27 protein-coding genes and 4 tRNA genes are annotated in these 25,972 nt (G+C 68.5%); 6 read left to right on the top strand and 25 right to left on the bottom strand.

All coding sequences use genetic code 11. The annotated features are described in order from the left end of the window. Positions 1-142: 142 nt before the first annotated feature. The 19 genes from yajC to BCM27_RS11775 form a co-directional block, all read right to left on the bottom strand. Positions 143-526, bottom strand: a complete 384-nt coding sequence (yajC, locus tag BCM27_RS11865; RefSeq protein ID WP_004018788.1) for a preprotein translocase subunit YajC — start codon at positions 524-526, stop codon at positions 143-145. 149 nt (positions 527-675) lie between these two features. Then, positions 676-1,764, bottom strand: coding sequence for a Holliday junction branch migration DNA helicase RuvB (gene ruvB / locus BCM27_RS11860; RefSeq protein WP_004018789.1), 1,089 nt, complete (start codon positions 1,762-1,764; stop codon positions 676-678). Continuing rightward, a complete protein-coding gene (gene ruvA, locus BCM27_RS11855) occupies positions 1,765-2,358 on the bottom strand; it encodes a Holliday junction branch migration protein RuvA (protein WP_004018792.1) in 594 nt (197 codons plus the stop codon). After that, on the bottom strand, positions 2,355-2,924 hold the full coding sequence (gene ruvC / locus BCM27_RS11850) for a crossover junction endodeoxyribonuclease RuvC (RefSeq protein ID WP_033203429.1): 570 nt from the start codon (positions 2,922-2,924) through the stop codon (positions 2,355-2,357). Before ruvC ends, ruvA begins: the two co-directional genes overlap by 4 nt. A gap of 104 nt (positions 2,925-3,028) precedes the next feature. Then, complete coding sequence (locus BCM27_RS11845) at positions 3,029-3,784, bottom strand: YebC/PmpR family DNA-binding transcriptional regulator (protein WP_004018794.1); 756 nt, start codon at positions 3,782-3,784, stop codon at positions 3,029-3,031. Positions 3,785-3,939: 155 nt separating this feature from the next. Continuing rightward, the gene (pdxT, locus tag BCM27_RS11840; RefSeq protein ID WP_004018796.1) at positions 3,940-4,560 is read right to left on the bottom strand and encodes a pyridoxal 5'-phosphate synthase glutaminase subunit PdxT; all 621 of its coding nucleotides are present in this window, start codon (positions 4,558-4,560) and stop codon (positions 3,940-3,942) included. After that, entirely contained in the window at positions 4,557-5,399 is an 843-nt protein-coding gene (locus tag BCM27_RS11835; protein ID WP_004018797.1) for an acyl-CoA thioesterase, read from the bottom strand. The genes pdxT and BCM27_RS11835 overlap by 4 nt, the downstream gene beginning before the upstream one ends. A gap of 64 nt (positions 5,400-5,463) precedes the next feature. Further along, the gene (locus BCM27_RS11830) at positions 5,464-5,958 is read right to left on the bottom strand and encodes a helix-turn-helix transcriptional regulator (RefSeq protein WP_033203431.1); all 495 of its coding nucleotides are present in this window, start codon (positions 5,956-5,958) and stop codon (positions 5,464-5,466) included. Between the two features lie 170 nt (positions 5,959-6,128). Further along, complete coding sequence (locus tag BCM27_RS11825; RefSeq protein ID WP_004018799.1) at positions 6,129-6,896, bottom strand: hypothetical protein; 768 nt, start codon at positions 6,894-6,896, stop codon at positions 6,129-6,131. Positions 6,897-6,907: 11 nt separating this feature from the next. Next, a complete protein-coding gene (locus BCM27_RS11820) occupies positions 6,908-7,774 on the bottom strand; it encodes a PP2C family protein-serine/threonine phosphatase (protein ID WP_004018800.1) in 867 nt (288 codons plus the stop codon). 131 nt (positions 7,775-7,905) lie between these two features. Continuing rightward, positions 7,906-8,817, bottom strand: a complete 912-nt coding sequence (pdxS, locus tag BCM27_RS11815) for a pyridoxal 5'-phosphate synthase lyase subunit PdxS (RefSeq protein WP_004018801.1) — start codon at positions 8,815-8,817, stop codon at positions 7,906-7,908. Positions 8,818-8,912: 95 nt separating this feature from the next. Further along, positions 8,913-9,458, bottom strand: a complete 546-nt coding sequence (locus BCM27_RS11810) for a LemA family protein (RefSeq protein WP_004018802.1) — start codon at positions 9,456-9,458, stop codon at positions 8,913-8,915. Next, the gene (locus tag BCM27_RS11805; RefSeq protein WP_004018803.1) at positions 9,458-10,582 is read right to left on the bottom strand and encodes a glycosyltransferase family 4 protein; all 1,125 of its coding nucleotides are present in this window, start codon (positions 10,580-10,582) and stop codon (positions 9,458-9,460) included. The genes BCM27_RS11810 and BCM27_RS11805 overlap by 1 nt, the downstream gene beginning before the upstream one ends. A 46-nt stretch (positions 10,583-10,628) precedes the next feature. Beyond that, positions 10,629-11,552, bottom strand: coding sequence for a phosphatidylinositol mannoside acyltransferase (locus BCM27_RS11800; protein ID WP_004018804.1), 924 nt, complete (start codon positions 11,550-11,552; stop codon positions 10,629-10,631). Beyond that, a complete protein-coding gene (gene pgsA, locus BCM27_RS11795) occupies positions 11,549-12,250 on the bottom strand; it encodes a phosphatidylinositol phosphate synthase (RefSeq protein ID WP_004018805.1) in 702 nt (233 codons plus the stop codon). The genes BCM27_RS11800 and pgsA overlap by 4 nt, the downstream gene beginning before the upstream one ends. A gap of 96 nt (positions 12,251-12,346) precedes the next feature. Then, positions 12,347-12,910: an ATP adenylyltransferase gene (locus BCM27_RS11790; protein WP_004018806.1), complete on the bottom strand. Its 564-nt coding sequence runs from the start codon at positions 12,908-12,910 to the stop codon at positions 12,347-12,349. Then, on the bottom strand, positions 12,903-14,996 hold the full coding sequence (gene thrS / locus BCM27_RS11785) for a threonine--tRNA ligase (protein ID WP_033203434.1): 2,094 nt from the start codon (positions 14,994-14,996) through the stop codon (positions 12,903-12,905). The genes BCM27_RS11790 and thrS overlap by 8 nt, the downstream gene beginning before the upstream one ends. A gap of 121 nt (positions 14,997-15,117) precedes the next feature. Beyond that, positions 15,118-15,630 (bottom strand): TIGR02611 family protein, encoded by a 513-nt coding sequence (locus tag BCM27_RS11780; RefSeq protein ID WP_004018808.1) that lies wholly within the window; start codon positions 15,628-15,630, stop codon positions 15,118-15,120. An 85-nt stretch (positions 15,631-15,715) separates the two neighbouring features. Beyond that, entirely contained in the window at positions 15,716-17,113 is a 1,398-nt protein-coding gene (locus BCM27_RS11775) for a glycosyltransferase 87 family protein (protein WP_004018809.1), read from the bottom strand. Between the two features lie 148 nt (positions 17,114-17,261). Between BCM27_RS11775 and BCM27_RS11770 the strand changes: the two genes are divergently transcribed. Further along, complete coding sequence (locus BCM27_RS11770) at positions 17,262-17,795, top strand: hypothetical protein (RefSeq protein WP_004018810.1); 534 nt, start codon at positions 17,262-17,264, stop codon at positions 17,793-17,795. A gap of 37 nt (positions 17,796-17,832) precedes the next feature. Here the strand turns inward: BCM27_RS11770 and BCM27_RS11765 are convergent, their stop codons facing one another. Beyond that, positions 17,833-18,165 carry a hypothetical protein gene (locus BCM27_RS11765; RefSeq protein WP_004018811.1) on the bottom strand — a complete coding sequence of 111 codons (333 nt, stop codon included), beginning with the start codon at positions 18,163-18,165 and terminating at the stop codon, positions 17,833-17,835. A 269-nt stretch (positions 18,166-18,434) separates the two neighbouring features. Here BCM27_RS11765 and BCM27_RS11760 point away from each other — a divergent pair, with 269 nt between their 5' ends. After that, on the top strand, positions 18,435-19,196 hold the full coding sequence (locus BCM27_RS11760) for a GTP pyrophosphokinase (protein WP_004018812.1): 762 nt from the start codon (positions 18,435-18,437) through the stop codon (positions 19,194-19,196). Between the two features lie 86 nt (positions 19,197-19,282). Here the strand turns inward: BCM27_RS11760 and BCM27_RS11755 are convergent. Beyond that, a tRNA-Val gene (locus BCM27_RS11755) sits at positions 19,283-19,354 on the bottom strand. 253 nt (positions 19,355-19,607) lie between these two features. Between BCM27_RS11755 and BCM27_RS11750 the strand changes: the two genes are divergently transcribed. The 3 genes from BCM27_RS11750 (at position 19,608) to BCM27_RS11740 (ending at position 19,872) form a co-directional block, all read left to right on the top strand. Then, positions 19,608-19,680, top strand: a tRNA-Gly gene (locus BCM27_RS11750). 22 nt (positions 19,681-19,702) lie between these two features. Beyond that, positions 19,703-19,776: transfer RNA gene (locus tag BCM27_RS11745), tRNA-Cys, on the top strand. 21 nt (positions 19,777-19,797) lie between these two features. Continuing rightward, positions 19,798-19,872, top strand: a tRNA-Val gene (locus BCM27_RS11740). 49 nt (positions 19,873-19,921) lie between these two features. On the opposite strand, the gene BCM27_RS11735 is transcribed toward BCM27_RS11740, so the two are convergent. The 4 genes from BCM27_RS11735 to BCM27_RS11720 are packed head-to-tail and all read right to left on the bottom strand — an operon-like array spanning position 19,922 to position 23,883. Beyond that, positions 19,922-21,016, bottom strand: coding sequence for a CaiB/BaiF CoA transferase family protein (locus BCM27_RS11735; protein WP_004018813.1), 1,095 nt, complete (start codon positions 21,014-21,016; stop codon positions 19,922-19,924). Beyond that, positions 21,013-21,657, bottom strand: a complete 645-nt coding sequence (locus BCM27_RS11730; RefSeq protein ID WP_004018814.1) for a TetR/AcrR family transcriptional regulator — start codon at positions 21,655-21,657, stop codon at positions 21,013-21,015. Before BCM27_RS11730 ends, BCM27_RS11735 begins: the two co-directional genes overlap by 4 nt. Further along, positions 21,638-23,248, bottom strand: coding sequence for a class I adenylate-forming enzyme family protein (locus BCM27_RS11725; RefSeq protein WP_004018815.1), 1,611 nt, complete (start codon positions 23,246-23,248; stop codon positions 21,638-21,640). The genes BCM27_RS11730 and BCM27_RS11725 overlap by 20 nt, the downstream gene beginning before the upstream one ends. Continuing rightward, positions 23,245-23,883 carry a nitroreductase family protein gene (locus BCM27_RS11720; protein WP_004018816.1) on the bottom strand — a complete coding sequence of 213 codons (639 nt, stop codon included), beginning with the start codon at positions 23,881-23,883 and terminating at the stop codon, positions 23,245-23,247. The genes BCM27_RS11725 and BCM27_RS11720 overlap by 4 nt, the downstream gene beginning before the upstream one ends. 138 nt (positions 23,884-24,021) lie before the next feature. Between BCM27_RS11720 and BCM27_RS11715 the strand changes: the two genes are divergently transcribed. Continuing rightward, on the top strand, positions 24,022-25,965 hold the full coding sequence (locus tag BCM27_RS11715; RefSeq protein ID WP_004018817.1) for a flavin-containing monooxygenase: 1,944 nt from the start codon (positions 24,022-24,024) through the stop codon (positions 25,963-25,965). Positions 25,966-25,972: the final 7 nt, after the last annotated feature.

The raw sequence follows: 25,972 nt of genomic DNA, 5'->3' as shown, positions 1-25,972 counted from the left end.
GAGCGTCAACCGGCCGACGGGCATCACGACCGGCACGACCCACCACCGGCCCGCGGCCAGGTCCCGCCGGAGCCGCGTGCGACGCGGCCGTGCGGGCAGGTGGGCGCGCCGCGTCGCAGAATCGACGCGGCGCGGGTTCGGCTTACTTGTCGGTGTCGCGCGCGTCGTCGGCGGCAGGCTTGTCCAGGCTGACCGAGTCGACGTCGTCGTAGTCGTCGGACGGGATCTCCGGGGCGACATGACCCGCGTAGGTGGCGGCGGCCTCGTCGGTCGGGACCACGCGCATGACCGCGAGCCGGTTCCAGCGGGTGACCACGCCGGTCGCGATCTCGACGTCGACGACGTCGGGTGAACTGGCATCGATCACGGTGCCGAACAGGCCGGAGGTCAGCTGGACGCGGGTTCCGGTGGACACCGAGTTCTGCATCTCCTGCATCTCGGCCACACGCTTCTTCTGCTTCCGCATCGACAGGAACATGAAGCCGGCCAGCAGGGCGAGCAGGAGCGGGAAGAGCAGAGCGTCCATGAGTGCGAGTCAGTCCTTTGGGTATCGGGATGTACGGCGTGAGCGAGCGGCCTGTCCGGAGGTGATCCGGGCAGCATCAGCTCAGCTGTGCTCCACACAGTGTGCCACGTCTTGCGCGGAGGTCATCCCCGCAGGTGGTGCCGGTGTGGTCAGAGGTCGTCGAACAACGTCTCCGCACCGACGTCGCGCGGACGCACGCCGAAGGTGGCGTTCATCGCACCCGCCGGTGGGGTGAGACCGAGGTGATGCCAGGCGGCGGCGGTGGCGACCCGCCCGCGGGGCGTCCGGGCGATCATCCCGGCGCGCACCAGGAACGGTTCGCAGACCTCCTCGACGGTGGCCGGCTCCTCGCCGACCGCCACGGCCAGCGTCGACACGCCGACCGGTCCGCCGCCGAAAGCGCGGATCAGGGCGTCGAGCACGGCTCGGTCGAGCCGGTCGAAACCGAGTTCGTCGACGTCGTAGACCGCGAGCGCTGCGCGGGCGACGTCCACGGTGATCGAGCCGTCGCCGCGTACCTCGGCGTAGTCACGGACCCGGCGTAGCAGCCTGTTCGCGATACGGGGCGTGCCCCGCGAGCGGCGAGCGATCTCGCCGGAGGCGTCGCCGCGGAGTTCCATGCCCAGGATCCCGGCCGACCGATGGAGCACCCGGACGAGCTCGTCGGGTTCGTAGAACTCCATGTGCGCGGTGAATCCGAACCGGTCGCGCAGCGGCCCGGTGAGCGAACCGGATCGGGTTGTCGCCCCGACCAGGGTGAACGGCGCGACGTCGAGCGGGATCGAGGTCGCACCGGGTCCTTTGCCGACCACGACGTCGACGCGAAAGTCCTCCATCGCGAGGTACAGCATCTCCTCGGCCGGACGCGCGATGCGATGGATCTCGTCGATGAACAGCACATCGCCCTCGACGAGGTTGGACAGCATGGCCGCGAGGTCGCCGGCGCGCTCCAGGGCCGGCCCCGAGGTCACCCGGATGGCGGCCCCCATCTCCGAGGCGATGATCATCGCGAGCGACGTCTTGCCGAGCCCTGGCGGACCCGACAGCAGGATGTGGTCGGGTGTGCCGCCACGCCCCTTGGCACCGTGCAGAACGAGTTCGAGCTGTTCGCAGACCCGCGGCTGCCCGATGAAGTCGGCGAGCGACTTCGGGCGCAGACCCGCGTCGAGATCGCCGTCGGAGCGGACCGGGGTCGCGCTCACGTCCCGGTCGTCGACGTCATCGGTGTCGTCGAACATCTAGGACGCCTTCCCCAGCAGCGACAACGAGTGCCGGAGCGCCGTCGACGCATCGGCGTCGGGGTGTTCGGCGAGGACCGCGGTGACCGCCTTCTCGGCGGGGCCCGCGGTGAATCCCAGCCCGACGAGGGCCTCGGCGACCTGCTCTCGGATGCCGCCGACGACGGTCACACCGCTCGCGGGCTCGCCGGTGGGCCGGTCGACCTTGTCCCGCAGTTCGACACAGAGCCGTTCGGCCACCCGCTTGCCGATGCCGGGCACGGACGTCAGGGCCTTGGTGTCGGACTCCGCGAGTGCTCGCCGCAGCGCATCCGGTTCGAGCACCGCGAGGGTGGCCATCGCCAGTCGTGGGCCGACACCGGTCACCGTCTGCAACAGAGCGAAGAGGGCACGGGCGTCCGGCTCGGTGAAGCCGTAGAGCGTCATCGAGTCCTCGCGGACGATCATCGAGGTCAGCAGCGTCGCCTCGTCGCCCCGGCGAAGCCGGGACAGCGTCGCGGGCGTGGCCAGCACGCGGTAACCCACTCCCCCGCAATCGATCACGGCATGGTCGAGAGCGATCTCCAACACCGGTCCGCGAACTGACGCGATCATGCGCGACTCCCCTCTCGTGCCTGGGCCACCCGCGCGCGGTGACGGGCCGCGGCGGCGTCGGCCTGCTTCTGCGCGGCGGCCATCCGTTCCATCATCGGTCCGCGCCAGCAGTGACAGATCGCCAGCGCGAGCGCGTCGGCCGCGTCGGCGGGACGCGGTTTGGTCTGCATGCCGAGAATCCGGGTGACCATCGCGGTCACCTGGGCCTTGTCGGCGCGCCCGCTGCCGGTCACGGCCGCCTTCACCTCCGAGGGGGTGTGGAAGCGGACCGGGACATCGCGCTGCGACGCGGCCAGCGCGATGACGCCACCGGCCTGCGCGGTCCCCATCGCGGTGGACACCTGATTCTGGGCGAAGACGCGTTCGATGGCGACCACGTCGGGCTGGTGGACGTCGAGCCAGTGACACGCCGAGGTGTAGATGGCGAGCAACCGCTCGGCGAGGTCCATGTCACTCGGGGTGCGCACCACGTCGACGTCGAGCGCCGTCACCGACCTACCACGCGCCGACTCGACCAGCGCGATACCGCACCGGGTCAGACCCGGATCGACACCCATGACGCGCACTCGTACCCTCCCAGGCCTCGCGGACAGTTGCGAACAACTGTTCGAGATCCTATCGGGACGAGCGGACGACGCCGGTGATCAACACACCTGGCCGCGTCCTGAGGTCAGTCGTTCTCGAGTTCGGCGAGGACGTCGTCGCTGATGTCGACGTTGCTGTAGACGTTCTGGACGTCGTCGGAGTCCTCGAGCGCGTCGATCAGCTTGAACACCTTGCGGGCGCCGTCGGCGTCCACGGCCACCTCGACCGACGCCCGGAAGCTCGCCTCGGCGGAGTCATAGTCGATCCCGGCCTCCTGCAGAGCGCTGCGGACTGCGATCAGATCGCTTGGCTCGCTCACGATCTCGAAGGACTCACCCAGATCGGTGACCTCTTCGGCACCGGCGTCGAGCACAGCCATCAGCACGTCGTCCTCGCTCTGCCCGTTCTTCTCGAGCGTCACCACGCCCTTGCGGGTGAACAGGTAGGACACCGAGCCCGGGTCGGCCATGTTGCCGCCGTTGCGCGTCATCGCGGTCCGGACCTCGCCGGCCGCGCGGTTGCGGTTGTCGGTGAGGCACTCGATGAGCACGGCCACGCCGTTGGGTCCGTAGCCCTCGTACATGATGGTCTGCCAGTCGGCGCCGCCGGCCTCTTCGCCACCGCCGCGCTTGCGCGCGCGCTCGATGTTGTCGTTGGGGACCGACGACTTCTTGGCCTTCTGGATGGCGTCGAACAGCGTGGGGTTGCCCGCCGGGTCGCCGCCGCCGGTCCGTGCCGCCACCTCGATGTTCTTGATGAGCTTGGCGAACATCTTGCCGCGCTTGGCGTCGATGGCCGCCTTCTTGTGCTTGGTGGTGGCCCATTTGGAGTGGCCGCTCATGTCCGTCGATTCCTTTCCCGGCGCCGGCACGTGCGGCGGGCCGCAGCCCGCATCCGGCGCACTCCTGCCTCTGTCCGGCCGCCCAACTTGTTGTGCGCCCTGTTGGTTGCGCCCGGCGTGCCGGGCTCATGGTCTACCTCTGGTTCGGCACGATCTTACCGACGCACCATCTCCACGAAGTATTCATGTACGCGCCGGTCGCCGGTCACCTCTGGGTGAAACGACGTCGCGAGGACGTTTCCTTGACGGACCGCGACGATCCGCCCGGCCGCCGGACCGTCGGGCACGCGTGCCAGCACCTTGACCTCGGGGGCGATCGTCTCCACCCACGGCGCGCGGATGAACACCGCGCGCATCGGCGCAGCACCCTCGGCGTCGGTGATCCCGGCGAAGTCGAGATCGGTCTCGAAGCTCTCGACCTGGCGGCCGAATGCGTTGCGGCGCACCGTCACATCGAGGGCATCGAGGTGCCGCGCGTCCGGGCGGGTGTCGAGGATCGTGGATGCGAGCATGATCATGCCGGCGCACGACCCGTAGGCCGGGAGCCCGTCGGACAGCTTCTCCGCGAGCGGGTCGAACAGGTCGAAGATGCCGAGCAATTTGCTCATCGTGGTCGACTCGCCGCCCGGAATGACGATCCCGTCGATCTCGTCGAGCTCGGCCGGACGACGGACGGCGATGGCGTCGGCACCGCTGGCCTCGAGCGCGTGGACGTGCTCGCGGACGTCACCCTGCAGCGCGAGGACCCCGATACGCGGCCGGTTCGTCGCGGTCACCGATCGGTCCGGGCGGGGTCGCGCCGCCCGGTGCGGGTCAGGCCCTCCTGGGTGACCGCGGCCACGAGTCGTCCCTGTAGGTCGAAGATCCGCCCTTGGGTGAGGGAACGTCCGGCTCCCGCCGACGGCGAGGTCTGGTCGTAGAGGAGCCAGTCGTCGGCGCGGAAGGGCCGCATGAACCACATGGCGTGGTCGAGGGAGGCCACCTGCGGCTTGGAGTCCGGATGCGGCACGCGCGACGAACCGATCAGGGTCATGTCGCTCATGTAGGCGAGCGTGCCGACGTGGAACACCGTGTCATCTGGCAGCGGATGTCGGTAACGGAACCACACCCGTTGCTGGGCAGCGAAATAGGGCGACGTGACAAGCTTGTCGGCCGGGACGATGCGCAGGTCGAAGTTGCGCCACTCCTGGAAGACCGCGCGCTCGCTCTCACTCAGTTCCTCGGATCGGTCGGCGAGCTCGTCCGGGCGCGGCGCCGGCGGCATCCGGTCCTGGTGCTCGTAGCCCTCGTCGGTGCGGACGTGGAACGACGCCGACATCGTGAAGATGGCCTCACCGTTCTGGACTCCGGTCACCCGCCTGGTCACGAAGGATCGTCCATCCCTGATGCGGTCGACGAGGAACACCGCCGGGCGGTCCGGATCGCCGGGGCGAAGGAAGTAGCCGTGCAACGAGTGGACATCGAACTCCTCGGACACCGTCCGGGTCGCCGACATCAGGGCCTGGCCTGCGACCTGACCGCCGAAAGTGCGCTGCAGGCGACTCGGGAAGGCACCGCCACGGTAGATGTCGTTGTCGATCTGCTCGACCTGGAGTATGTCCTCGATGGCTGCCACGCAGACCAGTATCGCGCACCGGGCCGGTGGACACTCCCCTGCCCGCCGGCCAGACGTTCCGCGATCAGAGCTCGTCGAGCGTCATGATCCCGTCCTGGATGGCGCGGGCGACCAACGACGCCTTGGTCGGGGCCGGACGGCCGATCTCGGCGTACTTGGCCCGGATGCGGGTGAGGTGAGTGTTGACCGTGCCGAGCGAGATGTAGAGCTCCTGTGCCACAGCAGGTTTGGAGTCGCCGAGCATCCAGGTGCGCAGCACCTCGACCTCGCGTGAGGTGAGGTTGGGCTTCGCCCGGTCGACGGCCGGTGCCGCGGCGACCTCGGGGATGTCGGTGGTGGCGGGCACGGCGACCGCCCGGTGCAGGTGGGGGTGGCCCGGTCGATGTCCCAGACCCAGCGGCTGACCCGAGCGCGACGTCTGGATCTGGTGGCCGGGCAACGGCATCCGGCGGGCCGCGAGACGCGCCAGGGCTTCCTTCCGGCGGGCGATGGCCTCCGCATCGCGACGAGCGCTGACCGAGCGCAGGTGCTGGGGAGCCTGATGGGCGATCGCAGTCATGTGTGCTTCCTCTTCACTCATCTTCTGGGGTGGTCCTCCGGGTTCTCCCGGCGATGAGATGAAGATTATGAGCTTTCGCCCGGGCGGTCGATGGGGAGAACTCCCCTACCCGTGGGGAGAACTACCCACGATGAAACCGCAGGTCAACAGCGTGCAAAGGAGAGTCGGCCTCAGCCCTCGGCGTTCCGTGCCGCCTCGGCGTCGATGAGCGGGAGGTCCTCGCGGGTGACGATGCGCGACGACACCGCGTATTCAACGAGTTTGGTCCGGCGATTGCTGGCGAGTTTGCCTCCGCCGCCGCGCATTCCGCTCACGCCGAGCTGGTCGAGTTTGTCGCAGACGTTGTCGAGCTTGCGGTTGAACTTGGTGAGCGGCCAGCCCAGCCGTCGGGCCGCCTGCGCCGATGACGGGATGGCACTCGACCCTGTCCCCTCGCGTCGGAGGATCTCCTCGGCCAGCACGATGATGAGCAGTTTCTGGCTCTCGGTGAGCGTCGGCACGCCCTGGGTGGTGTGACCGCCGCTGTACTCCGGGCGGGTCACGGACTTCACCTGCGGCGCGCGGGCGAACAGGCTCAGTTCATAGGTGGTGGGGCCCGCGGTGAACACGATGGTCGTCTCGCCGAAGACCAGCGGCATCCGCGCACCCGGACCCAACGTCGCGGAGAACCCGACATCGCCCGCCGACACGCTGGCCGACAGGTGCGTACCCAGATTGGTCAGCCACCACAGCCCGTTCTCGTTGTGGACGACCAGGAATCGACGATGAAGGTAAGGATTGTCGTCGATCGACAGATCGGCTTCCCGACCGATGAAGAATCGGCGATCGGCGTCGAGGGCGATGCGTTCGCCGCAGTACTCGACGTAGGTTGCCCCGGCATCGAGCGCGGCGTCGCCGGGTTCTGCGGGGGTCGCGGCTCGATCCTGCCCCGTGGTCATCTGCTCTCCGATCAGCTCGGGTCGGGTGCCGGAGCCTGTCCGGCTGCCTCTCCCTGCGCCGAACCGTCGAGCGCGGGCATCGTCAGGGTCGGCACCGACTCGTGGACGGACACGACGATCACGGTGACATTGTCGTGCGCGCCGAGTGCCAGCGCGGCGTCGACGAGCCGCTCGGCAGCCTGTTGGGAATCCGCGGCGTTGCGCAGGATGTCGCCGATCTCCTCGTCGGGCAGTTCACCGGTCAGGCCGTCGGTGCACAGCAGCAGCACGTCACCCGGGAAAGCCGGGGTGCTCGAGTAGTCGGCCACCGGGTCGACCATGCCGGCGCCCAACGCACGGGTGATCACGTTGCGACGCGGGTCGGTGCGGGCCTGCTCGGGGGTGAGGAAGCCGGCGTCGATGAATTCCTGGACCTGGGAGTGGTCGGTGGTGAGCTGGTTGAGCGACCCGTTCTGGAAACGGTAGGTCCGGGAGTCGCCGATGTTGAGCACGAGCCAGTGGGGGCTCTGCTGGTGCGTGACGAGCACGACGCCGGTCGCGGTGGTGCCCGCGCGACGCTCGGTCTCGGTGTCGATCTCCCCGATCCGACGCTGGGCGGCGAGCAGCAGATCATCGAGCTGCAGCTGGGTGGCCTTGAGCTCCCCCGCGCTGGTGGCCTCCGACAGGGTGAGAAGCGCTGCCTCGCTGGCCAGCTCCCCGCTGTCGTGACCGCCCATGCCGTCGGCGAGCAGGTACATCCCCGGCAGCGCGAGCGCAGCGTCCTCGTTTGTCTCGCGGACTCGTCCGACGTTGCACGCGGCAGACCACTCGAGCCGCAATTCACCCACGATGTGTGTGCCCGAGACCGAAGCGTCTCGAACGATGGTCGCCGCATCCATGATCAGCAGATACTACCGCCGCGGAGCCCTTGACCCGCTACGCCTGTCGACTGTTCGGTCTCGGGCGTGTTGGGCGGGGGCTCCGCGGCGGACGGCGGTCCGGCTGACCACCTACGATTCGGTCGAACCGGTCACCAGCCGCGCTCGGCGAGGCGGTGCGGCTGCGGGATGTCGTCGACGTTGATGCCGACCATCGCCTCGCCCAGACCGCGCGAGACCTTCGCCAGCACGTCCGGGTCGTCGTGGAAGGTGGTCGCCTGCACGATGGCCGCGGCGCGCTGTGCCGGGTTGCCCGACTTGAAGATCCCCGATCCCACGAACACGCCCTCGGCGCCGAGCTGCATCATCATCGCGGCGTCGGCCGGGGTGGCGATGCCGCCGGCGGTGAACAGCGTGACCGGCAGCTTGCCGGCCTCGGCAACCTCGGCCACGAGATCGTAGGGCGCCTGCAATTCCTTTGCCGCGACGTACAACTCGTCCTTCGGCAGCGACGTCAGCCGACGGATCTGATCGCGGATCTGACGCATGTGCGTGGTCGCGTTGGACACATCGCCGGTACCCGCCTCGCCCTTCGAGCGGATCATCGCCGCGCCTTCGGTGATGCGGCGCAGGGCCTCACCGAGATTGGTCGCACCGCACACGAACGGCACGGTGAACGCCCACTTGTCGATGTGGTTGCTGTAGTCGGCCGGGGTCAGGACCTCGGACTCGTCGACGTAGTCCACGCCCAGGCTCTGCAGGACCTGCGCCTCGACGAAGTGACCGATGCGGGCCTTGGCCATCACCGGGATCGACACCGCGGCGATGATGCCGTCGATCATGTCCGGGTCGCTCATCCGCGACACGCCACCCTGGGCGCGGATGTCGGCGGGCACCCGCTCGAGGGCCATGACCGCGACGGCACCGGCGTCCTCGGCGATCTTCGCCTGCTCGGGGGTCACGACATCCATGATCACGCCGCCCTTGAGCATTTCTGCCATGCCACGCTTGACCCGGGCCGTGCCCTGGCCGACCTCGGGAACGGTCGCGCCGTTGTGACTCACTGAAGATCTCCTCGTGTCGCAGTCTCGACCAGCCGCGATCGCGGCGTCGGTACGCCCACCAGTCTAGGTGAGGGGCCGATCGCCCCCGACGAGGGTCAGTCCGCCTGGCCTGGGGTGACGCGCTCGATGATCTCGAAGTACTCCGGGGGCGTGGCGTGCCCGCCGAGCCGGAGCCACCGGACGGGCCGCCGCTGCGCGAGAGCCCTGGTGTCGCGGACGGCGTCGTTGTAGAAGCGACGGGCCATCATCACCCGCGTCTCGGCATCGGCGAGCTCGACGACGAGCGCTGCGGACCGACGGTTTGGGTCGGTGCGCGCCAGCGCGGCCGACACGGCGTTCTCGGCGTCCTCACGCGCCGACGGAGCCGCACGCTCGGCCCGGTCGGCCAGCAGCGCCAGTTCACGCGCCTGAGCGGCGACGTCGTCGCCGACGGGCGTGCGGTACCCCGCGGAACCGTCGCCCGTGATCATCTCGGCGGCGACGGCACGCACGACCACCGCTCGACGGTCGAGACTCGACTCGAGCGCCTGACGGGCGAGGTCGACCCGCACGTTGAGGCGGTCGAGCCGGTTCGCCGTGTGGTAGGCCCAGCCCACCACGAGCAGCACGGCCACCACACCGAGAACGATCCAGGTGGCCATCAGTCCGACACCACGACCGGACCGGCTCCCACGGTGACGGTGTCGTAGACCCGGAGGATCTGATCGGCGACCCGCGACCAGTCGTATTTGTCGGCGCGGACCCGACCGGCGGCGACGAGGTCGGCGCGCGCTTCCGGATCGGTCAGCAGCTCGACGAGCCCCGCCGCGAGCTGATCGGGGGAACCCGTCTCGACCAGCCGACCCGCCCGGCCGTCGTCGAGGACCCGGCGGAAAGCGTTCAGCGAGCTGGCGATCACCGCCGCACCCGCCGCCATCGCCTCGACGAGGACGATGCCGAAGCTCTCGCCGCCGAGGTTGGGTGCGCAGTACACGTCGGCCGAAGCCAGCGCCCGCGCCTTGGTCGCGTCGTCGACCTGCCCGAGGAACACGAGATGCTCGGCGAGCGCGCCCGCCCGACGGCGCAACGCCGCCTGATTGCCGCCGCCCACGACGAGGACCCGCACATACGGGAACTTCTCCACCACCGCGGGCAGGGCGCGCATCAGCACGTCGATGCCTTTGCGTGGTTCGTCGAAGCGACCGAGGAACAGGATCGTCCCACCGGGATGCGGATATCCCTCGAGGGGCTCCGCGTCGGCGAAGGAGGCGACGTTGATGCCGTTCGGGATCTCGACGGCGTCCGAGCCGAGCGATTCCATCTGCCACCGGCGCGCGAGCTCGGAGACGGCGATCTTGCCCGCGATCCGTTCGTGATAAGGCCGCAGGATTCCTTGGAAAACGCTCAGCCACAATGACTTCGACGTCGCTGTGTGAAACGTCGTGACGATCGGCCCGGACGCCACCATCAACGACAGCATCGAGATGCTCGGCGAATTCGGTTCGTGCACGTGCAGGACGTCGAAGCCGTTCTCGGCGACCCAGCGTCGGAGTCGCAGGTAGCCCTTGGGACTGAAGTTCACGCGGGAGACCGATCCGTTGTACGGGATGGCCAGCGCCGGTCCCGCCCGGACGACGTACTCCGGCAGGTCGGTGTCGCGGGCGGCCGGGGCGAGCACACTCACCTCGTGACCGCGGTCGAGGAAGACGTCGGCGAGTTCGGTGACGTGGGCCTGGACCCCGCCGGGCACATCGAAGGAGTAGGGACAGATCATCCCGATACGCATGGCACTCCCCTGGTCGTCGTTTCCGAGTCCTGATCGTGCGGGCCGGTCATGGCGGCGGCCCGTCCCGTTCCACGCGACTGCGTTGCCGATCGGTCCAGTCCGCCTCCCAGAGCGGCTGCAGCATGTGCCAATCCGCCGGATGCGCGGCGATGTTGACCGCGAAGGCGTCGGCCAGCGCCTGCGTGGCGGATTCGATGCCGCCGGAGACGTCGATCGGCTCGCCGAGGCTCATACGGGAGTACGGCGCCTCCTCGAACCAGTGATGGGCCGGCAACAGTGCGGCGCCGGTCTCGATCGCCAGTCGCGCCGATCCAGCCGGCATGCGGGTTCGCTCGCCGAAGAAGGTCACCGGCACCCCGTGCCGGGCGATGTCCCGCTCGCCGAGCAGGCACACGATGCCCCCGGCACGCAGCCGGTCGGCCAGCAGCCCGAAGGGCGGCAGCTCGCCGCCACTGAGCGGGAAGATCTCGAAGCCGAGCGACTCCCGGTAGGCCACGAACCGCTCGAACAGCGTCTCCGGCTTGAGTCGCTCGGCGACGGTCGCGAATCGGCCGTAGTGCTGGACCAGCCAGACTCCGGCCGTGTCCCAGTTGCCGGTGTGCGGCAGGGCCAGGATCACGCCCTTGCCGGGGGCCAGCGCGGCATCCAGACGAGCCCGGTCCGCGTCGGGGAGCACCGCGGTCTGCGCCACCGTCGCGCGATCCTGCGCGGGCAGCCGGAACGCCTCACACCAGTAGCGCGCGTACGACCGCATCGCGTCGGCGAGGAGGTCGTCGGGCACCTCCGCCGGTTCGACACCGAGGACACGGGCGAGATTGCGCCGCAACTGATCCGGACCGCCGGACCGGCGCCCGGCGACGTTCCCCGCGCGGTCGAACACGGCCCGCGCCGCCCGCTCCGGTGCCCATCGGACCGCGGCCCAGCCCGCCCGGTACCCGAGGTCGGCCGCCAGTGCGCCGAGATCGGTCATCGCTCTCCCACGGGTGGCGTCGGTCCGTCCGGGCCGGCCGTCGGGCCGGCCTCGGATGCGGTGTCCTCGGGTGCAGGCGTGATCGGGATGAGGTCCCGCGCGCCCGGCGACTGGGCGATCGACCACATCCGCTGCCCGACGGTGATCACGCTGGCGACGGCGAGGAGCCACATCGCCACATGCACGGCCCACCACAACCCGAGTCCCGTGAGCCCGGTGCCGACGAGCACGATGATGAGCCGGTCCGGCCGCTCGATGAGACCGCCGTCGCCGTAGAGACCGCTCGCCTCCGCGCGGGCCTTGGCGTAGGAGATCACCTGGGAGGTCACCAGACAGATCAGGGTCGCGACGAGCAACAGATCGTGGGGTTCGGTGATGGCGCACCACCACGCCAGGCCGGCGAAGATGGCGCCGTCGGCGACGCGGTCGCATGTCGCGTCGAGGACCGCACCGAAGCGCGTACCACCGCCGCGGGCACGGGCCATCGCGCCGTCGAGCATGTCGAACATCACGAACAGCCAGATGACCAGCGTGCCCCAGAAGAGCTGTCCCATCGGGAAGAGGGTGAGCGCGGCCGCGACGCCGGCCAGCGTGCCGATCACCGTCACCGAGTCCGGCGTGAGCCCGGTCCGCAGGAGCGCCCGACCCATCGGGAGGGTCACCTTCGAGACCGACGCCCGACCCAGAATGCTCAGCATCGCCGAGTTCCTCCCCCATCTCGCCGCGCGCCGCGCGCCGACGCGTCCCGGTCACTCATCGTCTGACTCGCCTCACCTGATCGCACGCCGCGGACGTCAGTCGCCCAGACGCTGCCAGGCATCGGCCAGCAGTCCGCGGGTGTCTCGCAGCAGCTGTGGCATGACCTTCGTCTCACCCACGATCGTGATGAAGTTCGCGTCACCCATCCACCGCGGCACGATGTGCTGGTGGAGGTGTTCGGAGAGCGAACCGCCCGCGGCGTACCCGAGGTTCAGTCCCACGTTGAAGGCGTTCGGATTCGACACCGACTTGATGGTCCGGATCATCCGCTGCGTGAACGACATCAGTTCGGCCGATTCCGTCGCGGTCAGGTCCTCGAGGTCGGCGACCTGCCGGTACGGCACCACCATGGTGTGCCCCGGGTTGTACGGATAGAGGTTCAGCACCGCGTAGACGGCCTCGCCGCGCGCCACGATGAGACCGTCCTCGTCGGACATGGTCGGGATGTCGAGGAACGGGTGTCCGGTCTTCTCCGCCGGTTGCGGGTCGGCGATGTAGGTCATCCGGTGCGGACTCCACAGCCGCTGCAGGCGATCGCCGACGCCGACCCCCTCGTCCCGGATCTCGCCGGGCGCGTCCCCGAAGGCGGCGTCACTCATCGAGCGCCCCCGCCACCACGACCGTCTCCACGTCGCCCAGGGCGATCTCGATCAGCTCCTTGGTGGGCGACTCGTTGCGCCTGCTGCGGACCCACTCGACGATGACGGACACCGCGTCGGCCACCGGCACGCCGTTGACCTGCGTCCCGTCGCGGAAGCGGAAGCTCACCGCGCCTGCCTCGACGTCGCGCTCGCCGGCCAGCAGCATGAACGGCACCTTGCCGGTGGTGTGGTTGCGGATCTTCTTCTGCATCCGGTCGTCGGAGGAGTCGACCTCGGCGCGGACGCCGGCGGCGAACAGATCGTCGACGACGCCCTGGAGGTGCTCGACGAACGCCTCGGCGACCGGGATGCCCACCACATGGACCGGGGACAGCCAGGCCGGGAACGCTCCCGCGTAGTGCTCGGTGAGTACACCGAAGAACCGCTCGATCGACCCGAACAGGGCTCGGTGGATCATCACCGGGCGGTGCTTGGCGCCGTCGGAACCGGTGTACTCCATCTCGAACCGGTCCGGCAGCATCAGATCGACCTGGATGGTCGACATCTGCCACGTCCGGCCGATGGCGTCGCGGGCCTGCACGGAGATCTTCGGCGCGTAGAACGCGGCGCCCCCGGGGTCGTCGACGAGGTCGAGTCCGAAGCTCGACGCGGCGTCGCGCAGGACCTCGGTCGCCTCTTCCCAGGCCTCGTCGGAGCCGATCGACTTGTCGGGATTGCGGGTCGACAGCTCCAGGTAGAAGTCGTCGAGACCGTAGTCGCGCAGCAGATCGAGCACGAACTGCAGCAGCGACCGCACCTCATCGCCCATCTGCTCCCGGGTGCAGTAGATGTGGGCGTCGTCCTGGGTGAAGCCGCGCGCACGGGTCAAGCCGTGGACGACGCCGGACTTCTCGTAGCGGTACACCGTGCCGAACTCGAACAGGCGAAGCGGCAGCTCACGATACGAACGGCCCCGCGAGTTGAAGATCAGGTTGTGCATCGGGCAGTTCATCGGCTTGAGGTAGTAGTCGATGGCCGGTCGGCGGACGGTGCCGTCGGCGTCGACCTCCTCGTCGAGCTGCATCGGCGGGTACATGCCGTCGGCGTACCAGTCGAGGTGACCCGACCGCTTGAACAGCTCGCCCTTCGTCGCATGCGGGGTGTAGACGAACTCGTAGCCGGCCTGCGAGTGGCGGAGTCGCGAGTAGTCCTCGAGCTCCTTGCGGATGATGCCGCCCTTGGGGTGGAAGACCGGCAGGCCCGAGCCGATCTCGTCGGGGAAGCTGAACAGGTCCAGCTCGGAACCCAGGCGGCGGTGGTCGCGCTTCTCGGCCTCCGCGAGCATCTCGAGATGCGCGTCCTGGGCCTCCGCCGACTCCCACGCGGTGCCGTACACGCGCTGCAGACCGGCGTTGGCCTGATCGCCGCGCCAGTAGGCCGCCGAGCTGCGGGTCAGCTTGAAAGCCGCAATGTACTTGGTGGTCGGGACGTGCGGCCCGCGGCACAGATCGCACCAGATCCGTTCGCCCGTACGAGGATTGAGGTTGTCGTAGACCGACAGTTCGCCACCGCCGACCTCCATGACCTCGGCGTCGTCGGCGGCACCCTTGTCGTCGATGAGCTCGAGCTTGAACGGCTCGCCGGCCAGTTCGGCGCGGGCCTCGTCCTTCGACGCGTAGACCCGGCGCGAGAATCGCTGACCCGACTTGATGATCTGCTTCATCTTCTTCTCGAGGGCTGCGATGTCCTCGGGTGTGAAGGGCTCGGCGACGTCGAAGTCGTAGTAGAAGCCGTCCTTGATCGGCGGGCCGATGCCGAGCTTGGCCTCGGGGAACAGCTCCTGGACCGCCTGCGCGAGAACGTGTGCGGTCGAATGCCGGATCACGCTGCGGCCGGCCTCGGTGTTCGCGGCGACCGGTTCGACATCGGTGTCGGCGTCGGGTGCCCACGACAGGTCGCGCAGATCGCCGCCCGCGTCGCGGACGACGACGACGGCCTCCGGCCCCTTGTTGGGCAACTCGGCCTCGCGCAGTGCGGTGCCCGCGGTCGTCCCAGCCGGCACACGGATCGTGGCGGGGCTGGTCACCTGGACGTCGTCGGGCACGGGGGCGCTCCTAGGGTCGGGGCGGACACGCGAAGACGCGTCCGGGTCGGGACGTTTGCGACTCTGATGGTATCCGCGCCGGGTCGTCGCGGGGTGCACCCCTACCTCGTGGCGCCGGCGGTCAGCCGAAGACGGGGCTCGCCAGCCACTCGTAGTCGAGACCCACCCAGCCGGCGACGGTGTGCAGGGCACCGAGCACCCAGAGGGTCGCGATGACGATCGCGCAGGTGCCGAGCCAGAAGATCGCCTGCACCGACCAGTGCTGACGGCCCATCCACTCCATCCAGGCGTCGTACTTGGCGCGCGCGAACTTCAGCAGGCGGTGGGCCCACTCGAACTCCGATGCCAGGATTCCGAGGCCGAGGAACACGATGAGCCATCCGGGGCCCGGGTACGGGATCGCGACGATCCCGCAGAGCAAGACGATCGTGCCGATGGTCCCGACCGCGATGCGGTAGATGCCGTGCCACCGCGGATTGCTGCGTACGACGAAGCGACGGTGACGCGCGAGGATCCGGAGCCGGTGCCGGCGGGACCCGCGATCGGCCCGGTCCGACGTCGACGATCCACGCCGCGCGGTGTCCGGCGTGGAGGTCTCGTTCACTCCGGACTCGCTCGCCCCCGGTGTCGGCATCGTCTCCCACCCTGTTCGTCCGGCCCGATGATGTGTGGGGCCGGTGTGCGTCCCGGCCGTACGTGCCGGAAAAGTGACGTCCAGGCTACGCGATCGAGGCAGCGTCCTCCGGCGCCGGCAGTGTCGACGTACGACGCCGGTGCCGCGTCCGCGCAGCGTCGATCAGGGTCGCCGACACCGTGACCGCGAGCAGCAGCGGGTAACACCCCGAGTAGAGAACGACCTGCACGTCCCCGACGAGGGAGCCGGGTGGGTCACGCGGCATCATGAACAGCCCCAGAGCGATCGCGTGATCCGACGTCAGATACGGCCCGCTGTCCCACCAGTGCCGCCACCAGGTGAACGTCAGGCCCACCACGCCTGCCGGGGCAAGCCAGTACCACCATGTACGAGCCGTCGTCCCCCGCCGCAGGGCCAGGTCGAGCCCGACGATGAAGAGGGGTACGCACCAGACCCAGTGGTGTCCCCACGCGAAGGGCGAGACCGCACACATCGTCATCCCGACGATCGTCGCCGCCAGGACCTCGCGCGACTCGCGATGGGCGAGCACCGCGGCGAGCAGCCCGAGACCGGCGACGATCACCGCGAGCGGTAGCCACAACCAGGTCGGCGCCACGAAGACGGGCCCGCCGGGCGCGCGCTCGGCGAATCGTCCTATGTCGAAGTGGGCCAACAACTGTGACACGGATCCGCGTATCGACTGGTTGGCGGGCGAATCGGCCCGGCCGACACGGTCGGTCTCGGTCAGGTGGCGGGTCCAGTAGGCCCACGAATCACCCGGGATGACCACGAATCCGATGGCCACGGTCGCCGCGAAGGTCGCCACCGCGGTACCGGCCGCACGCCATTGCCGGCTCGCCACCAGGTAGACGACCGCGAACAGCGGTGTCAGTTTGATCCCGGCGGCGATCCCGATCGCGACTCCGCGCCACCGCGAACTCTTCCCGAGGAACACCAGGTCGACCAGGATGAGCGTCATCACCAGGAGGTTGACCTGCCCGAGCCAGATGGTCGTGCGGATGGGTTCGAGGGCGGTGGACGCGATCGCGATCAGCACGGCGAACACGCCGAGGCGGGTATCGAAGCGGTGGTTCAGGCTGCGGAGGCTCATCGCGACGACGCCGGTGAGCGCTGCGAATCCGATTGTCCACCACACGATGTTGGCGACAGTCTCGGTGAGCAGGGCCAGCGGGACGAAGGCCACCGCGGCGAACGGCGGATAGGTGAAGTGCAGTCGCCACAGGACAGGGGCGTCGTACAGCGGTCCGGCGTCGAGCACCGTGGCAGCGCCTGCGCGGTAGACACGGACATCGGTGGCGTTCTCGAAGAGTCCGTAGAACGGGTTGGTGATGGGGAATGCCGCGACGTGCCAGGCGATCACCCCGAGTGCGACGACGGCCGCGACGACGATCGCCGCCGTCGGGATCGGTGCGGGCACAGCACGTGGCGACTCCGGCAGATCGACGGCAGTCTTCGCGGCCACGCGGCGAGAGTACGCCCCAATTGTGAGCCCGCTCACGCGAAACGCCGCGTGACGAGGTCGGTTGTTCGACAGACAGCCCGGTCCCGGCGGCCCGGGCCGGACTACCGTCGATCTCGGTGGGTGACGAGATCACCTTGGGGACGACACCATGCCACCGAAAGCACTCGGCACACTCGCCGCGGCAACTCTGGCACTGACCATCGCCGCCTGCACGGGCAGCGGCATCGAACCGGCGGCGATGACGCGCGCCGGCGCGTTTGATCCCGTGGTCGAGGGTCCGGCACCACCGATTCGCATCGCCGTCGACACCCCGTCTGAGCCCGTGCGCCCACACATCGATAGGTGGCCACTCCCCGACGACGCCGCGCTCCGGCCAGACCAACAGCGTGCGACCGAGGCACTGGTCGACCTTTCGACCGGGAACGCCGGCGAGAAGCTCGCGCAGCGGTCGACCTGCCGCGTCCTGAACGCCATCCAGTCACCGCCGGCCGACGCGCCGGGCTGGCAGGCGCGCATCATCGCCACAGTGACGATGCGACACGGTTACGCGCTTCTCATCGCGCCGCAGCAGCGATCCGCAGACGCCGCGGTCGTCGTGCTGGCCCGGGTTCTCGCCGACGTCGATGCGGTTGCGGGACAGCCATACCGGCCCGTGTTCGTTCAGGGTTGCAGTCCCTACTGACCGCGACCGGACGTGCCACACCCGCAGAACGCGGCAACTACCACTGCCACCGCAAACCGGCGCTGTTCGACTGGCGGCAGGTGGCGATGCCGTCGGTTTGGTACACCATCGCGCGAGCACCGAGCTTCGGGCAGGGGGCGCCGAGTCGGACCTTGGGCGCGCGAGACACTGCATGACTGCGCCAGAACCCTTCGCCCTCAGGCGAGCAGTACAGCGCGCCGTCGGCAGAGTCCATGCCGTACTCGTGCACGTAGCAAGGCCCGCCGTCGCGCTGCTCCGAGGACGGCGCCGCCGACGCCTCGCCGACACCGGCCACAGCGCCGATGACTGCTGCAGCCACGGCAAATCCGGCGATGCTCTTCTTTGCCATTACGGTTCTCCTCAGAAGTTCTCGTAGCGGTAGGCGGGGCGGGGACAGAGGGCGTGGTCGCTGCCGAGGAACAATCCGTCCGCTGTGGACAGCCCACGTGAGTCCGCAGCATATCCACTTGATGGCGACGAACCTCGAGGTAGAGGCGCTGTTCATCTGATCGGTCGAACGCCCGATGTTCGCCCAGACGCGGCGAAATCGCGAGAGCTTCTATCGTCGATGGTCGGTGGCCTGTTGTGCGTCCATCGGAGCGAGAGAGTGGAGGACCGATGACCGCAGGCGACAGCGACAGTCCGACCGACCGCGAGATCCTGGGTGATCTGGCGCGACTGCGTGGCGACATGACCCGATTCCAGATGGAACATCAGTTCGCGGTCGACGAGATCCTGACCAAGGTCACCATCCTGCGCACCGAGTTCCTTCACCTGCATCACTACAACCCCATCGAGCACGTGACCTCGCGGGTCAAGACACCGGACAGCATCCTGCGCAAGGCCATGCGCAAGGGCATCGCCCCCGACCTGCCCACGATCCGCTCCCAGCTGACCGACATCGCGGGCATCCGCGTCACGTGCAGCTTCATCGCCGACACCTATCGAATCCTGGAGACCCTGACCTCGCACGACGACATCCGCGTCATCGAGATCAAGGACTACATCGCCGCGCCCAAGCCCAACGGCTACAAGAGTCTGCACGCGATCGTCGCGATCCCGGTCTTCCTGTCCACCGGACCCGTCGAGGTCGTGGTGGAGATCCAGATCCGAACTGTCGCGATGGACTTCTGGGCGTCGCTGGAGCACAAGATCTTCTACAAGTACGACGGCCGCGTCCCTGATCATCTGTCCGCCGAGCTCGCCTCGGCGGCTCGCACCGCGAACGAACTGGATCAACGGATGGAACGGCTGCACGCCGAGGTCCACGGCGACGGGCCCGATTCGGCGCGCGACCCGATCGACGACGACGTGATCCGGTATCTGCGGCAGCATTCGTCGTGGCCGGAGGTCGAGGAAGGCCGACCGGAAGCACCCTGACCTCCCCGCCGGGGGATTCGGATGTCGCGGAACCCGGCCAACGACAAGAGCCTCGCCGGAAATCCGGCGAGGCTCTTGTGATCCGGTGGTCCCGGCTGGGATCGAACCAGCGACCTTCCCGGTGTGAACGGGACGCTCTTCCACTGAGCCACGGGACCGTGTCGGGCGCCTGCTGTCGATGCCAGGGGCGCCTGTGCACGAGCCAGAAGATTACACGGCTTGCGCAGAAGTCCCAAATTCCGACGGTGGGCCACGTCACAGCGAGGAGTTTCGGGTCGCCTGGTGAATCACATGCTGGGGATTCACCTCGTCCCACGCTTCTGACCAGGCGATTTGGATAGTTCGGAAACCATCGCGTAAGTTTCTCTTCGCACCGCGAGCAGCAAGATCCACAAGATCGCTCGTGGGCATGCGGATGTAGCGCAGCTGGTAGCGCATCACCTTGCCAAGGTGAGGGTCGCGGGTTCGAATCCCGTCATCCGCTCGGCGCGAGTCGACTCGCATCTGGTGGTGTGGCCGAGTGGTGAGGCAACGGCCTGCAAAGCCGTGTACACGGGTTCGATTCCCGTCGCCACCTCCACCGCTACACAATTTGATACCCGCGCGATTAGCTCAGTGGGAGAGCGCTTCCCTGACACGGAAGAGGTCACAAGTTCAATCCTTGTATCGCGCACCACGACAAAACCCCCGGGTCACCCCGGGGGTTTTTCGTTGTCACGAATTCGCTACCTCGTCGCCGACCACTCGCCCACGATCTCCCCCAGCGACGCCGCCGACGGCGCGGAGGGAGCCGGCAACACGGTCCGCGAGAAGCGGGGTGCCGGCGCCGGGGTGATCGCGTCGTCGACGCGCACGAACGAGCCCCGCTGCACCGCGACCGGGTCCACGGCGGCCTCGTCGAAGTCGAGAACCGGTGTGACGCAGGCATCCACGTCCGCGAAGACGCTCCCCCACTCGTCGCGCGTGCGCGTGCCGAAGCGGGCCTGCAGTGCCGCGCCGATCACCGGCCACGAGGCACGGTCCCACCGATCGGGCAGATCGCCCACCCCGAGGGTGTCGACGAGGTTCCGCCAGAACTTCTCCTCGAGCGCACCGACGGCGACGAATCTGCCGTCGGCGCACCGATACGTGGCGTAGAACGGCGCCGACCCGTCGAGCAGGTTGCCCTGATCTCGAGAACCCCAGCGTCCGGCCGTCTTCCACGACCATTGGAGCGCGGCGAGGAGTCCGGCACCGTCGACCATCGCAGCGTCGATCACCTGACCGCGGCCGGTACGCGTGCGGTCGTGCAGGGCGGCCAGCACCCCGACGACGAGCAACATCGATCCCCCACCGAAATCGCCGACGAGCGACAGCGGCGGCACCGGTGGCGATCCGGCCGGACCCATCGCCTCGAGCACACCGGTGACGGCCAGGTAGTTGATGTCGTGTCCCGCAGTGGCGGCGCGGTCACCGCTCTGGCCCCATCCGGTCATCCGGGCGTAGATGAGTTGCGGAGCGTCGGAGCAGATCTCGGGCCCGAGGCCGAGGCGCTCCATCACACCCGGCCGAAAACCCTCCACCAGGATGTCGGCGCGCAGGACCAACTCGCGGATGCCCGCGAGGTCGGTGGGATCCTTCACATCTGCGTCGACGCTGCGCCGTGACCGGTACAGACCTGCGTCGGCATTCGGGATACCGTCGGGCCCGGGCAGATCGGGGCCGGGGCGCCGGATCCGGATGACGTCGGCACCGAGATCCGCGAGCAGCATGCATGCGTGCGGGGTCGGCCCGAGGCCGGGCATCTCGACCACCCGCACGCCGGCGAGCGGGCCGCTCACGACGCCGGACGGTGGTGGAGAACGCCACCGATCGTGAAGTCGACGTAGTCGCGCACCAACTGGTCGACGTCGTGGGAGTCGTTGAGCCACCAGCTGATCCCGTTCATCAGATCGAGCACCGCGATCGCCGATTGGTGCGGGTCGCGAACCTCGAACAGGCCCAGCCGCGCGCCGGCATCGATGACGTCGCGGATCCGACGCTGGTAGTACTTGCGATAGTCGGTGACCACGCGGCGATGCTCGGGCGTGAGCGCCGACAGCTCCCGCAGGGCGACAAGGTGTTCCACCCGGTGTCGCGCCAACCGCCGGACATGCGCCTCGATCAGGTTGGTCAACCGCTCGACGGGACCGCCTTCGCCGTCGAGCAGCAACAGGTCCTGCTGCGGGTCCTCGGTCATCCGCAGGGCGATCGCGTAGAGGATCTCCTCCTTGGACTGGAAGTGGTTGTAGAGGCTCGCGCCCCGCATGCCGACCGCCTGCGCGATGTCACGCATCCCGGCGTTGGAGTATCCGTGTTCGGCGAAGTATCCCGCGGCGGCCTCGACGATCTCGTCGCGGCGCCGGCGTGGCCGTCGATCTGTTCGCTGCCGCTGATCGTCGGCTGCCGAGACGGCGTCGTCCTCAGCCCTGACCGGTTCCATAGGCCTTCCTCAACTCGCGCTTGAGCAGTTTGCCCTGGGCGTCGGTCGGCAGTGCGTCGACGACGTGGACCTCTTTGGGCACCTTGTACTTTGCCAGGTCGGTGCGGCAGTACTCACGGATGTCGTCGCCGTTCACCTCCGCACCCGCGCGCAGGACCACGAAGCCGGTGACGGCCTCCGACCAATAGGGGTCCGGAAGCCCCACGACGGCGGCGCGCTCGACGTCGGGGTGCGCCTGCAGGACACGCTCGACCTCTTGCGATGCGACGTTGAACCCGCCGGTCTTGATCATGTCCTTGCGCCGGTCACGGAAGAACAGGTTGCCCTCCGCATCGATGCGGACGATGTCACCGGTGTGCACCCAGCCACCCTCGAAGACCTGCGCGGTGCGCTCGGGGTCCTTGAAGTAGCCGAGCATGACCGACGGTGTGCGACACAGCAGCTCGCCCTCTTCGGAGTCGTTGCCGTCGGCGTCGACGACCCGGACCTCCAGGTGCCCGACCGGCTTGCCGATCCATGTCGGGTCCTGGTCCGGTACGTCTTCGAGCCGCCGGAACCAGCCGACCGAGCCGAGCTGGGTCAGCTCGGACTGTCCCCAGTATGTGCCCCAGACGGACTCGGGTGTGGCCGCGGCCCACGCGTCGACCGCGTGCGGCGACACCTGGCCGCCGTAGGTCAGGCAGCGACGCACCGTACCCACGGTGTCGGGGCCGAAATCGGGGTGATTGGCCAGCGCGATGAAGAACGTCGGCGTCTGCGCCAGGACGGAGATCTTCTCGTCCCGGATCATCCGCAACGCCGTCGCCGGGTCGACCGCGGCCGGCAGGACGAGGGTGGCACCCAGCAGCGTCAGCGACGTCAGCGAACCGATCCCGGCGATGGTGTGGAAGGGCATGACGTAGAGCCACACGTCGTCGTTGCGGCAGCGAAGTCCCCATGTGTACGCGGGCGAGGTGGAGATGAGGTAGTTGCGGTGGGCGATCTCGACGCCCTTGGGTGTCGACTCGGTCCCGCTGGTGTAGACGATCATCGCGAGGTCGTGTTCGTCGACCTCACACTCCGGTTCGGAGTCGTCCGCCGCGGCCACCGACTCGTCGAAGGAGTTCCACGAGTTCCCCTCGGCGTCGCCGACGACGAGGACCGAGATGCCGAGACTGTCGGCGATGGGGCCGGCCAGCGCGGACAGCGGTTGTTCGATCACCAGCACCGTCGGCTCCAGGTGGCGGAGCTGTTGTGCGACCTCGCCTTCGCGGAACATCGGGCTCACGCCGGAGTACGCGGCGCCGACCTTCAATGCGCCGTAGTAGGTGGCGACCGTCTCGACGCGGTTGCGGCTCATCACCGCCACCCGGTCCCCTCGCCCGACGCCGAGGTCGAGCAGAACATGCGCGACGCGATTGGCCATCGCGTCGAGCTCGGCGTAGGACGTCGACGTCCGTCCGCCCTGTGCGTCGTACGCCACGATCGCCGGGGTCGATCCCTGGGACCGGGCCAGTCGTCGGAGCTGGTCACCGATGGTGGCCCGGCCGAGCATCGAGGTCTGTGCGGGCGACAGGGCGCGCGTGGTCGGGTTCATGGCGGGGGCACTCACGCGAACATCCGGTTGTCGAAGCGGTCGAGGAAGGTGATGTCCTCGACCGGGGTCCGGGTCAGCTTGCGGGGAAAGTCGTCGCGCGGGTAGCCGACGGCGATGTGCGCTGCGGTGAGGTAGCCGTCGGGGATGCCGAGCAGGTCCTTCACCTCGTTCTCGGCGGCGCAGAGCAGGGTCGTCAGTGCGGTCGCCACGCCCTGTTGCCGGAGCGCGAGCGTGAGGTTCTGGACACTCGGGTAGATCGACGCCCCGCCGACGACGCTGAGCCTGCCCAGTTCGTGGTCGGTGGGATGCAGACCGTCCATCTCGGCACAGACCACGATCAGCGCCGGCACCTCGGCGAGGTGGTGGGCGAAGTAGTTGGCACTCTCCACGGTCTTGGGGATCGCGCCGACCTTCTTCGAACCCTCGACGACCGCGGCGTAGTAACCCTCCCAGAACGGCAGGTAGAGGTCGGCGAGAGCTTTCTTCGTCGTCTCGTCGCGGACGACCACCCAGCGGACGGGCTGACGGTTCCCGCCCTGCGGGCCGAATCGCGCGTCGTCGAACGCCCGATACAGCACCTCGTCCTCGACGGGCCGCTCGCTGAAGTAGCGGCAGGTGCCCGTGGTGCGCATTGCTTCGCTGAGTTCCATGTCAACCCTCCGTGATCACTAACCGTTGTTAGTATGACTGAGCACACACTTACACACCCGATTCGCGACGTCAATAGCCGCGAGGAGTGCATCGATCCGGTATTGACGTCGAAGTACTAACAGTGGTTAGTTTTAGTCATGACATCCGTTTCCTCGCCCTCGGACACCCGGCCGCGCACCGCGGACATCCGCGCGGCGGTCGCGGCCGGCAACATCCCGACCCTGCTCGCCGTTCTCGTGGAGATGACCGGTGACCGCCGGTGGATGGCCGACCGATACCGGCCGACCCGCAGCCGCGGCATGGACGACAACTCCTCGGGCGGGCTCGCAGCGGACATCCAGCAGGAGATCCGCGAGGCGGTCGTCGAGGCTCTCGACGACTGGTACGACCGGGGGCAGCCGACGCGCACGCCCGCCGACGAGACACTCGTGGCCGCCCTGATGTCGTTCACCGCGGGCGAGCAGGTGGCCCCGGAATTCGCGCCGATGATGACCGAGATCGTCCGCGGCGACCTACGGGGTACACACCTGCCGACCGTGCCCGCCGATCTCGCCACGTCGATCGACGCGCTGGTGATCGGCGCCGGGGTGGCCGGCATGCTGATCTCCACGCAACTCGCCGAAGCCGGCGTCGAGCACACCGTGCTGGAGAAGAACGATGAGGTCGGCGGCTCGTGGTACGAGAACCGCTACCCCGGCGCGGGCGTGGACACGCCGAGCTACCTGTACTCCATCTCGTCCTTCGACCACCCGTGGTCGACGCACTTCGGCAAACGCGACGAGGTGCAGGGCTACCTTCAGGCCTTCGCCGACCGGCACGCGGTGCGTGATCGCGTCCGCTTCGGCACCGAGGTCATCTCGGCGACCTACGATGCCGACACCCAGCGCTGGACGGTCCACGTCCGGGATCGCGACGGCCGTCAGGACACCCTCACGGCCCGGATCCTGGTGAGCGCGGTCGGACTCCTCAACCGCCCCAAGCTCCCCCAGCTCTCGGGCCTGGCCGACTTCACCGGTCCGATCTTCCATTCCGCCCAGTGGCCCGACGAACTCGACGAGCCCGACGCCCTCACCGGCAAGCGGGTGGCGATCGTCGGGTCCGGCGCCAGCGCGATGCAGATCGGGCCGGCGATCGCCGATCGGGTCGGGTCGCTGACGATCTTCCAGCGCTCACCGCAGTGGATCGCGCCGAACGACGACTACTTCGCACCGGTCGGCGACGCCGTGCACTGGCTGATGGACAATCTCCCCGGGTACCGGGAGTGGTACCGCGCACGTCTGTCGTGGATCTTCAACGACAAGGTCCACTCGACCCTGCGCGTCGACCCGGAGTGGCCCGAGCCGACCGCGTCGATCAACGCCGTCAACCACGGTCACCGCGAGTTCTACCTGCGCTACCTGCGCACCGAACTGGGCGACCGCGACGACCTCATCGAACTGTCGACTCCCGACTACCCGCCCTTCGGCAAGCGGATGCTGTTGGACAACGGCTGGTTTCGCATGTTGCGCAGGCCGAATGTGGAACTGGTCCCGCACGGCGTCGAGCGGGTCACGTCCCAGGGACTCGTCGACGGCACCGGCGCCGCGCACGACTTCGACATCATCGTCTTCGCGACCGGGTTCCACAGCGATCGCTACCTCTACCCCATGGACATCGTGGGGCGCAGTGGGCAGAACACGGTCGAGGCGTGGGGTGACCACGACGCGTATGCCTACCTCGGCATCACCGCGCCCGATTTCCCCAACCTGTTCATCCTCACCGGACCGAACACCGCACTGGGACACGGCGGCAGCTTCATCAGCATCCTCGAATACCAGGTGCGCTACGTCTGCGACGCCATCCGCGCGATGATCGAGAACCGCTTGGGCGCACTGGAAGTCCGGCGGGACGTCACCGAGGAGTACAACGACGCCGTCGACCGCGCCCACGCGCAGATGGTGTGGACGCATCCGGCGATGACCAACTGGTATCGCAACCCCGACGGACGCGTGGTCGCCGTCCTGCCGTGGCGGATCGTCGACTACTGGGACAGGACCCGCCGCGTCGAGCTCGCCGACTTCACCACCGAACCCCTCCGATGACGGCGGG

The organism is Gordonia terrae (genome assembly GCF_001698225.1).
GTDB lineage: Bacteria > Actinomycetota > Actinomycetes > Mycobacteriales > Mycobacteriaceae > Gordonia > Gordonia terrae.
Note: the sequence above shows the minus strand (reverse complement) of the source record. Positions and strands in the feature narration are given on the sequence as shown.

What these genes read in the sequence shown, in the direction of transcription:
- BCM27_RS11800 (WP_004018804.1), bottom strand. Translation starts at nt 11,552, where the DNA reads ATGACCGATCTCGGCGCACTGGCGGCCGACCTCGGGTACCGGGCGGGC.
- BCM27_RS11730 (WP_004018814.1), bottom strand. Translation starts at nt 21,657, where the DNA reads ATGGAACCGGTCAGGGCTGAGGACGACGCCGTCTCGGCAGCCGACGAT.
- BCM27_RS11770 (WP_004018810.1), top strand. Translation starts at nt 17,262, where the DNA reads ATGCCACCGAAAGCACTCGGCACACTCGCCGCGGCAACTCTGGCACTG.
- BCM27_RS11720 (WP_004018816.1), bottom strand. Translation starts at nt 23,883, where the DNA reads ATGGAACTCAGCGAAGCAATGCGCACCACGGGCACCTGCCGCTACTTC.
- BCM27_RS11765 (WP_004018811.1), bottom strand. Translation starts at nt 18,165, where the DNA reads ATGGCAAAGAAGAGCATCGCCGGATTTGCCGTGGCTGCAGCAGTCATC.
- BCM27_RS11825 (WP_004018799.1), bottom strand. Translation starts at nt 6,896, where the DNA reads ATGACCACGGGGCAGGATCGAGCCGCGACCCCCGCAGAACCCGGCGAC.
- BCM27_RS11830 (WP_033203431.1), bottom strand. Translation starts at nt 5,958, where the DNA reads ATGACTGCGATCGCCCATCAGGCTCCCCAGCACCTGCGCTCGGTCAGC.
- pgsA (WP_004018805.1), bottom strand. Translation starts at nt 12,250, where the DNA reads ATGCTGAGCATTCTGGGTCGGGCGTCGGTCTCGAAGGTGACCCTCCCG.
- BCM27_RS11810 (WP_004018802.1), bottom strand. Translation starts at nt 9,458, where the DNA reads ATGGCCACCTGGATCGTTCTCGGTGTGGTGGCCGTGCTGCTCGTGGTG.
- BCM27_RS11805 (WP_004018803.1), bottom strand. Translation starts at nt 10,582, where the DNA reads ATGCGTATCGGGATGATCTGTCCCTACTCCTTCGATGTGCCCGGCGGG.
- ruvB (WP_004018789.1), bottom strand. Translation starts at nt 1,764, where the DNA reads ATGTTCGACGACACCGATGACGTCGACGACCGGGACGTGAGCGCGACC.
- BCM27_RS11820 (WP_004018800.1), bottom strand. Translation starts at nt 7,774, where the DNA reads ATGGATGCGGCGACCATCGTTCGAGACGCTTCGGTCTCGGGCACACAC.
- BCM27_RS11760 (WP_004018812.1), top strand. Translation starts at nt 18,435, where the DNA reads ATGACCGCAGGCGACAGCGACAGTCCGACCGACCGCGAGATCCTGGGT.
- BCM27_RS11790 (WP_004018806.1), bottom strand. Translation starts at nt 12,910, where the DNA reads ATGAGTGACGCCGCCTTCGGGGACGCGCCCGGCGAGATCCGGGACGAG.
- BCM27_RS11715 (WP_004018817.1), top strand. Translation starts at nt 24,022, where the DNA reads ATGACATCCGTTTCCTCGCCCTCGGACACCCGGCCGCGCACCGCGGAC.
- BCM27_RS11845 (WP_004018794.1), bottom strand. Translation starts at nt 3,784, where the DNA reads ATGAGCGGCCACTCCAAATGGGCCACCACCAAGCACAAGAAGGCGGCC.
- yajC (WP_004018788.1), bottom strand. Translation starts at nt 526, where the DNA reads ATGGACGCTCTGCTCTTCCCGCTCCTGCTCGCCCTGCTGGCCGGCTTC.
- ruvA (WP_004018792.1), bottom strand. Translation starts at nt 2,358, where the DNA reads ATGATCGCGTCAGTTCGCGGACCGGTGTTGGAGATCGCTCTCGACCAT.
- BCM27_RS11780 (WP_004018808.1), bottom strand. Translation starts at nt 15,630, where the DNA reads ATGCCGACACCGGGGGCGAGCGAGTCCGGAGTGAACGAGACCTCCACG.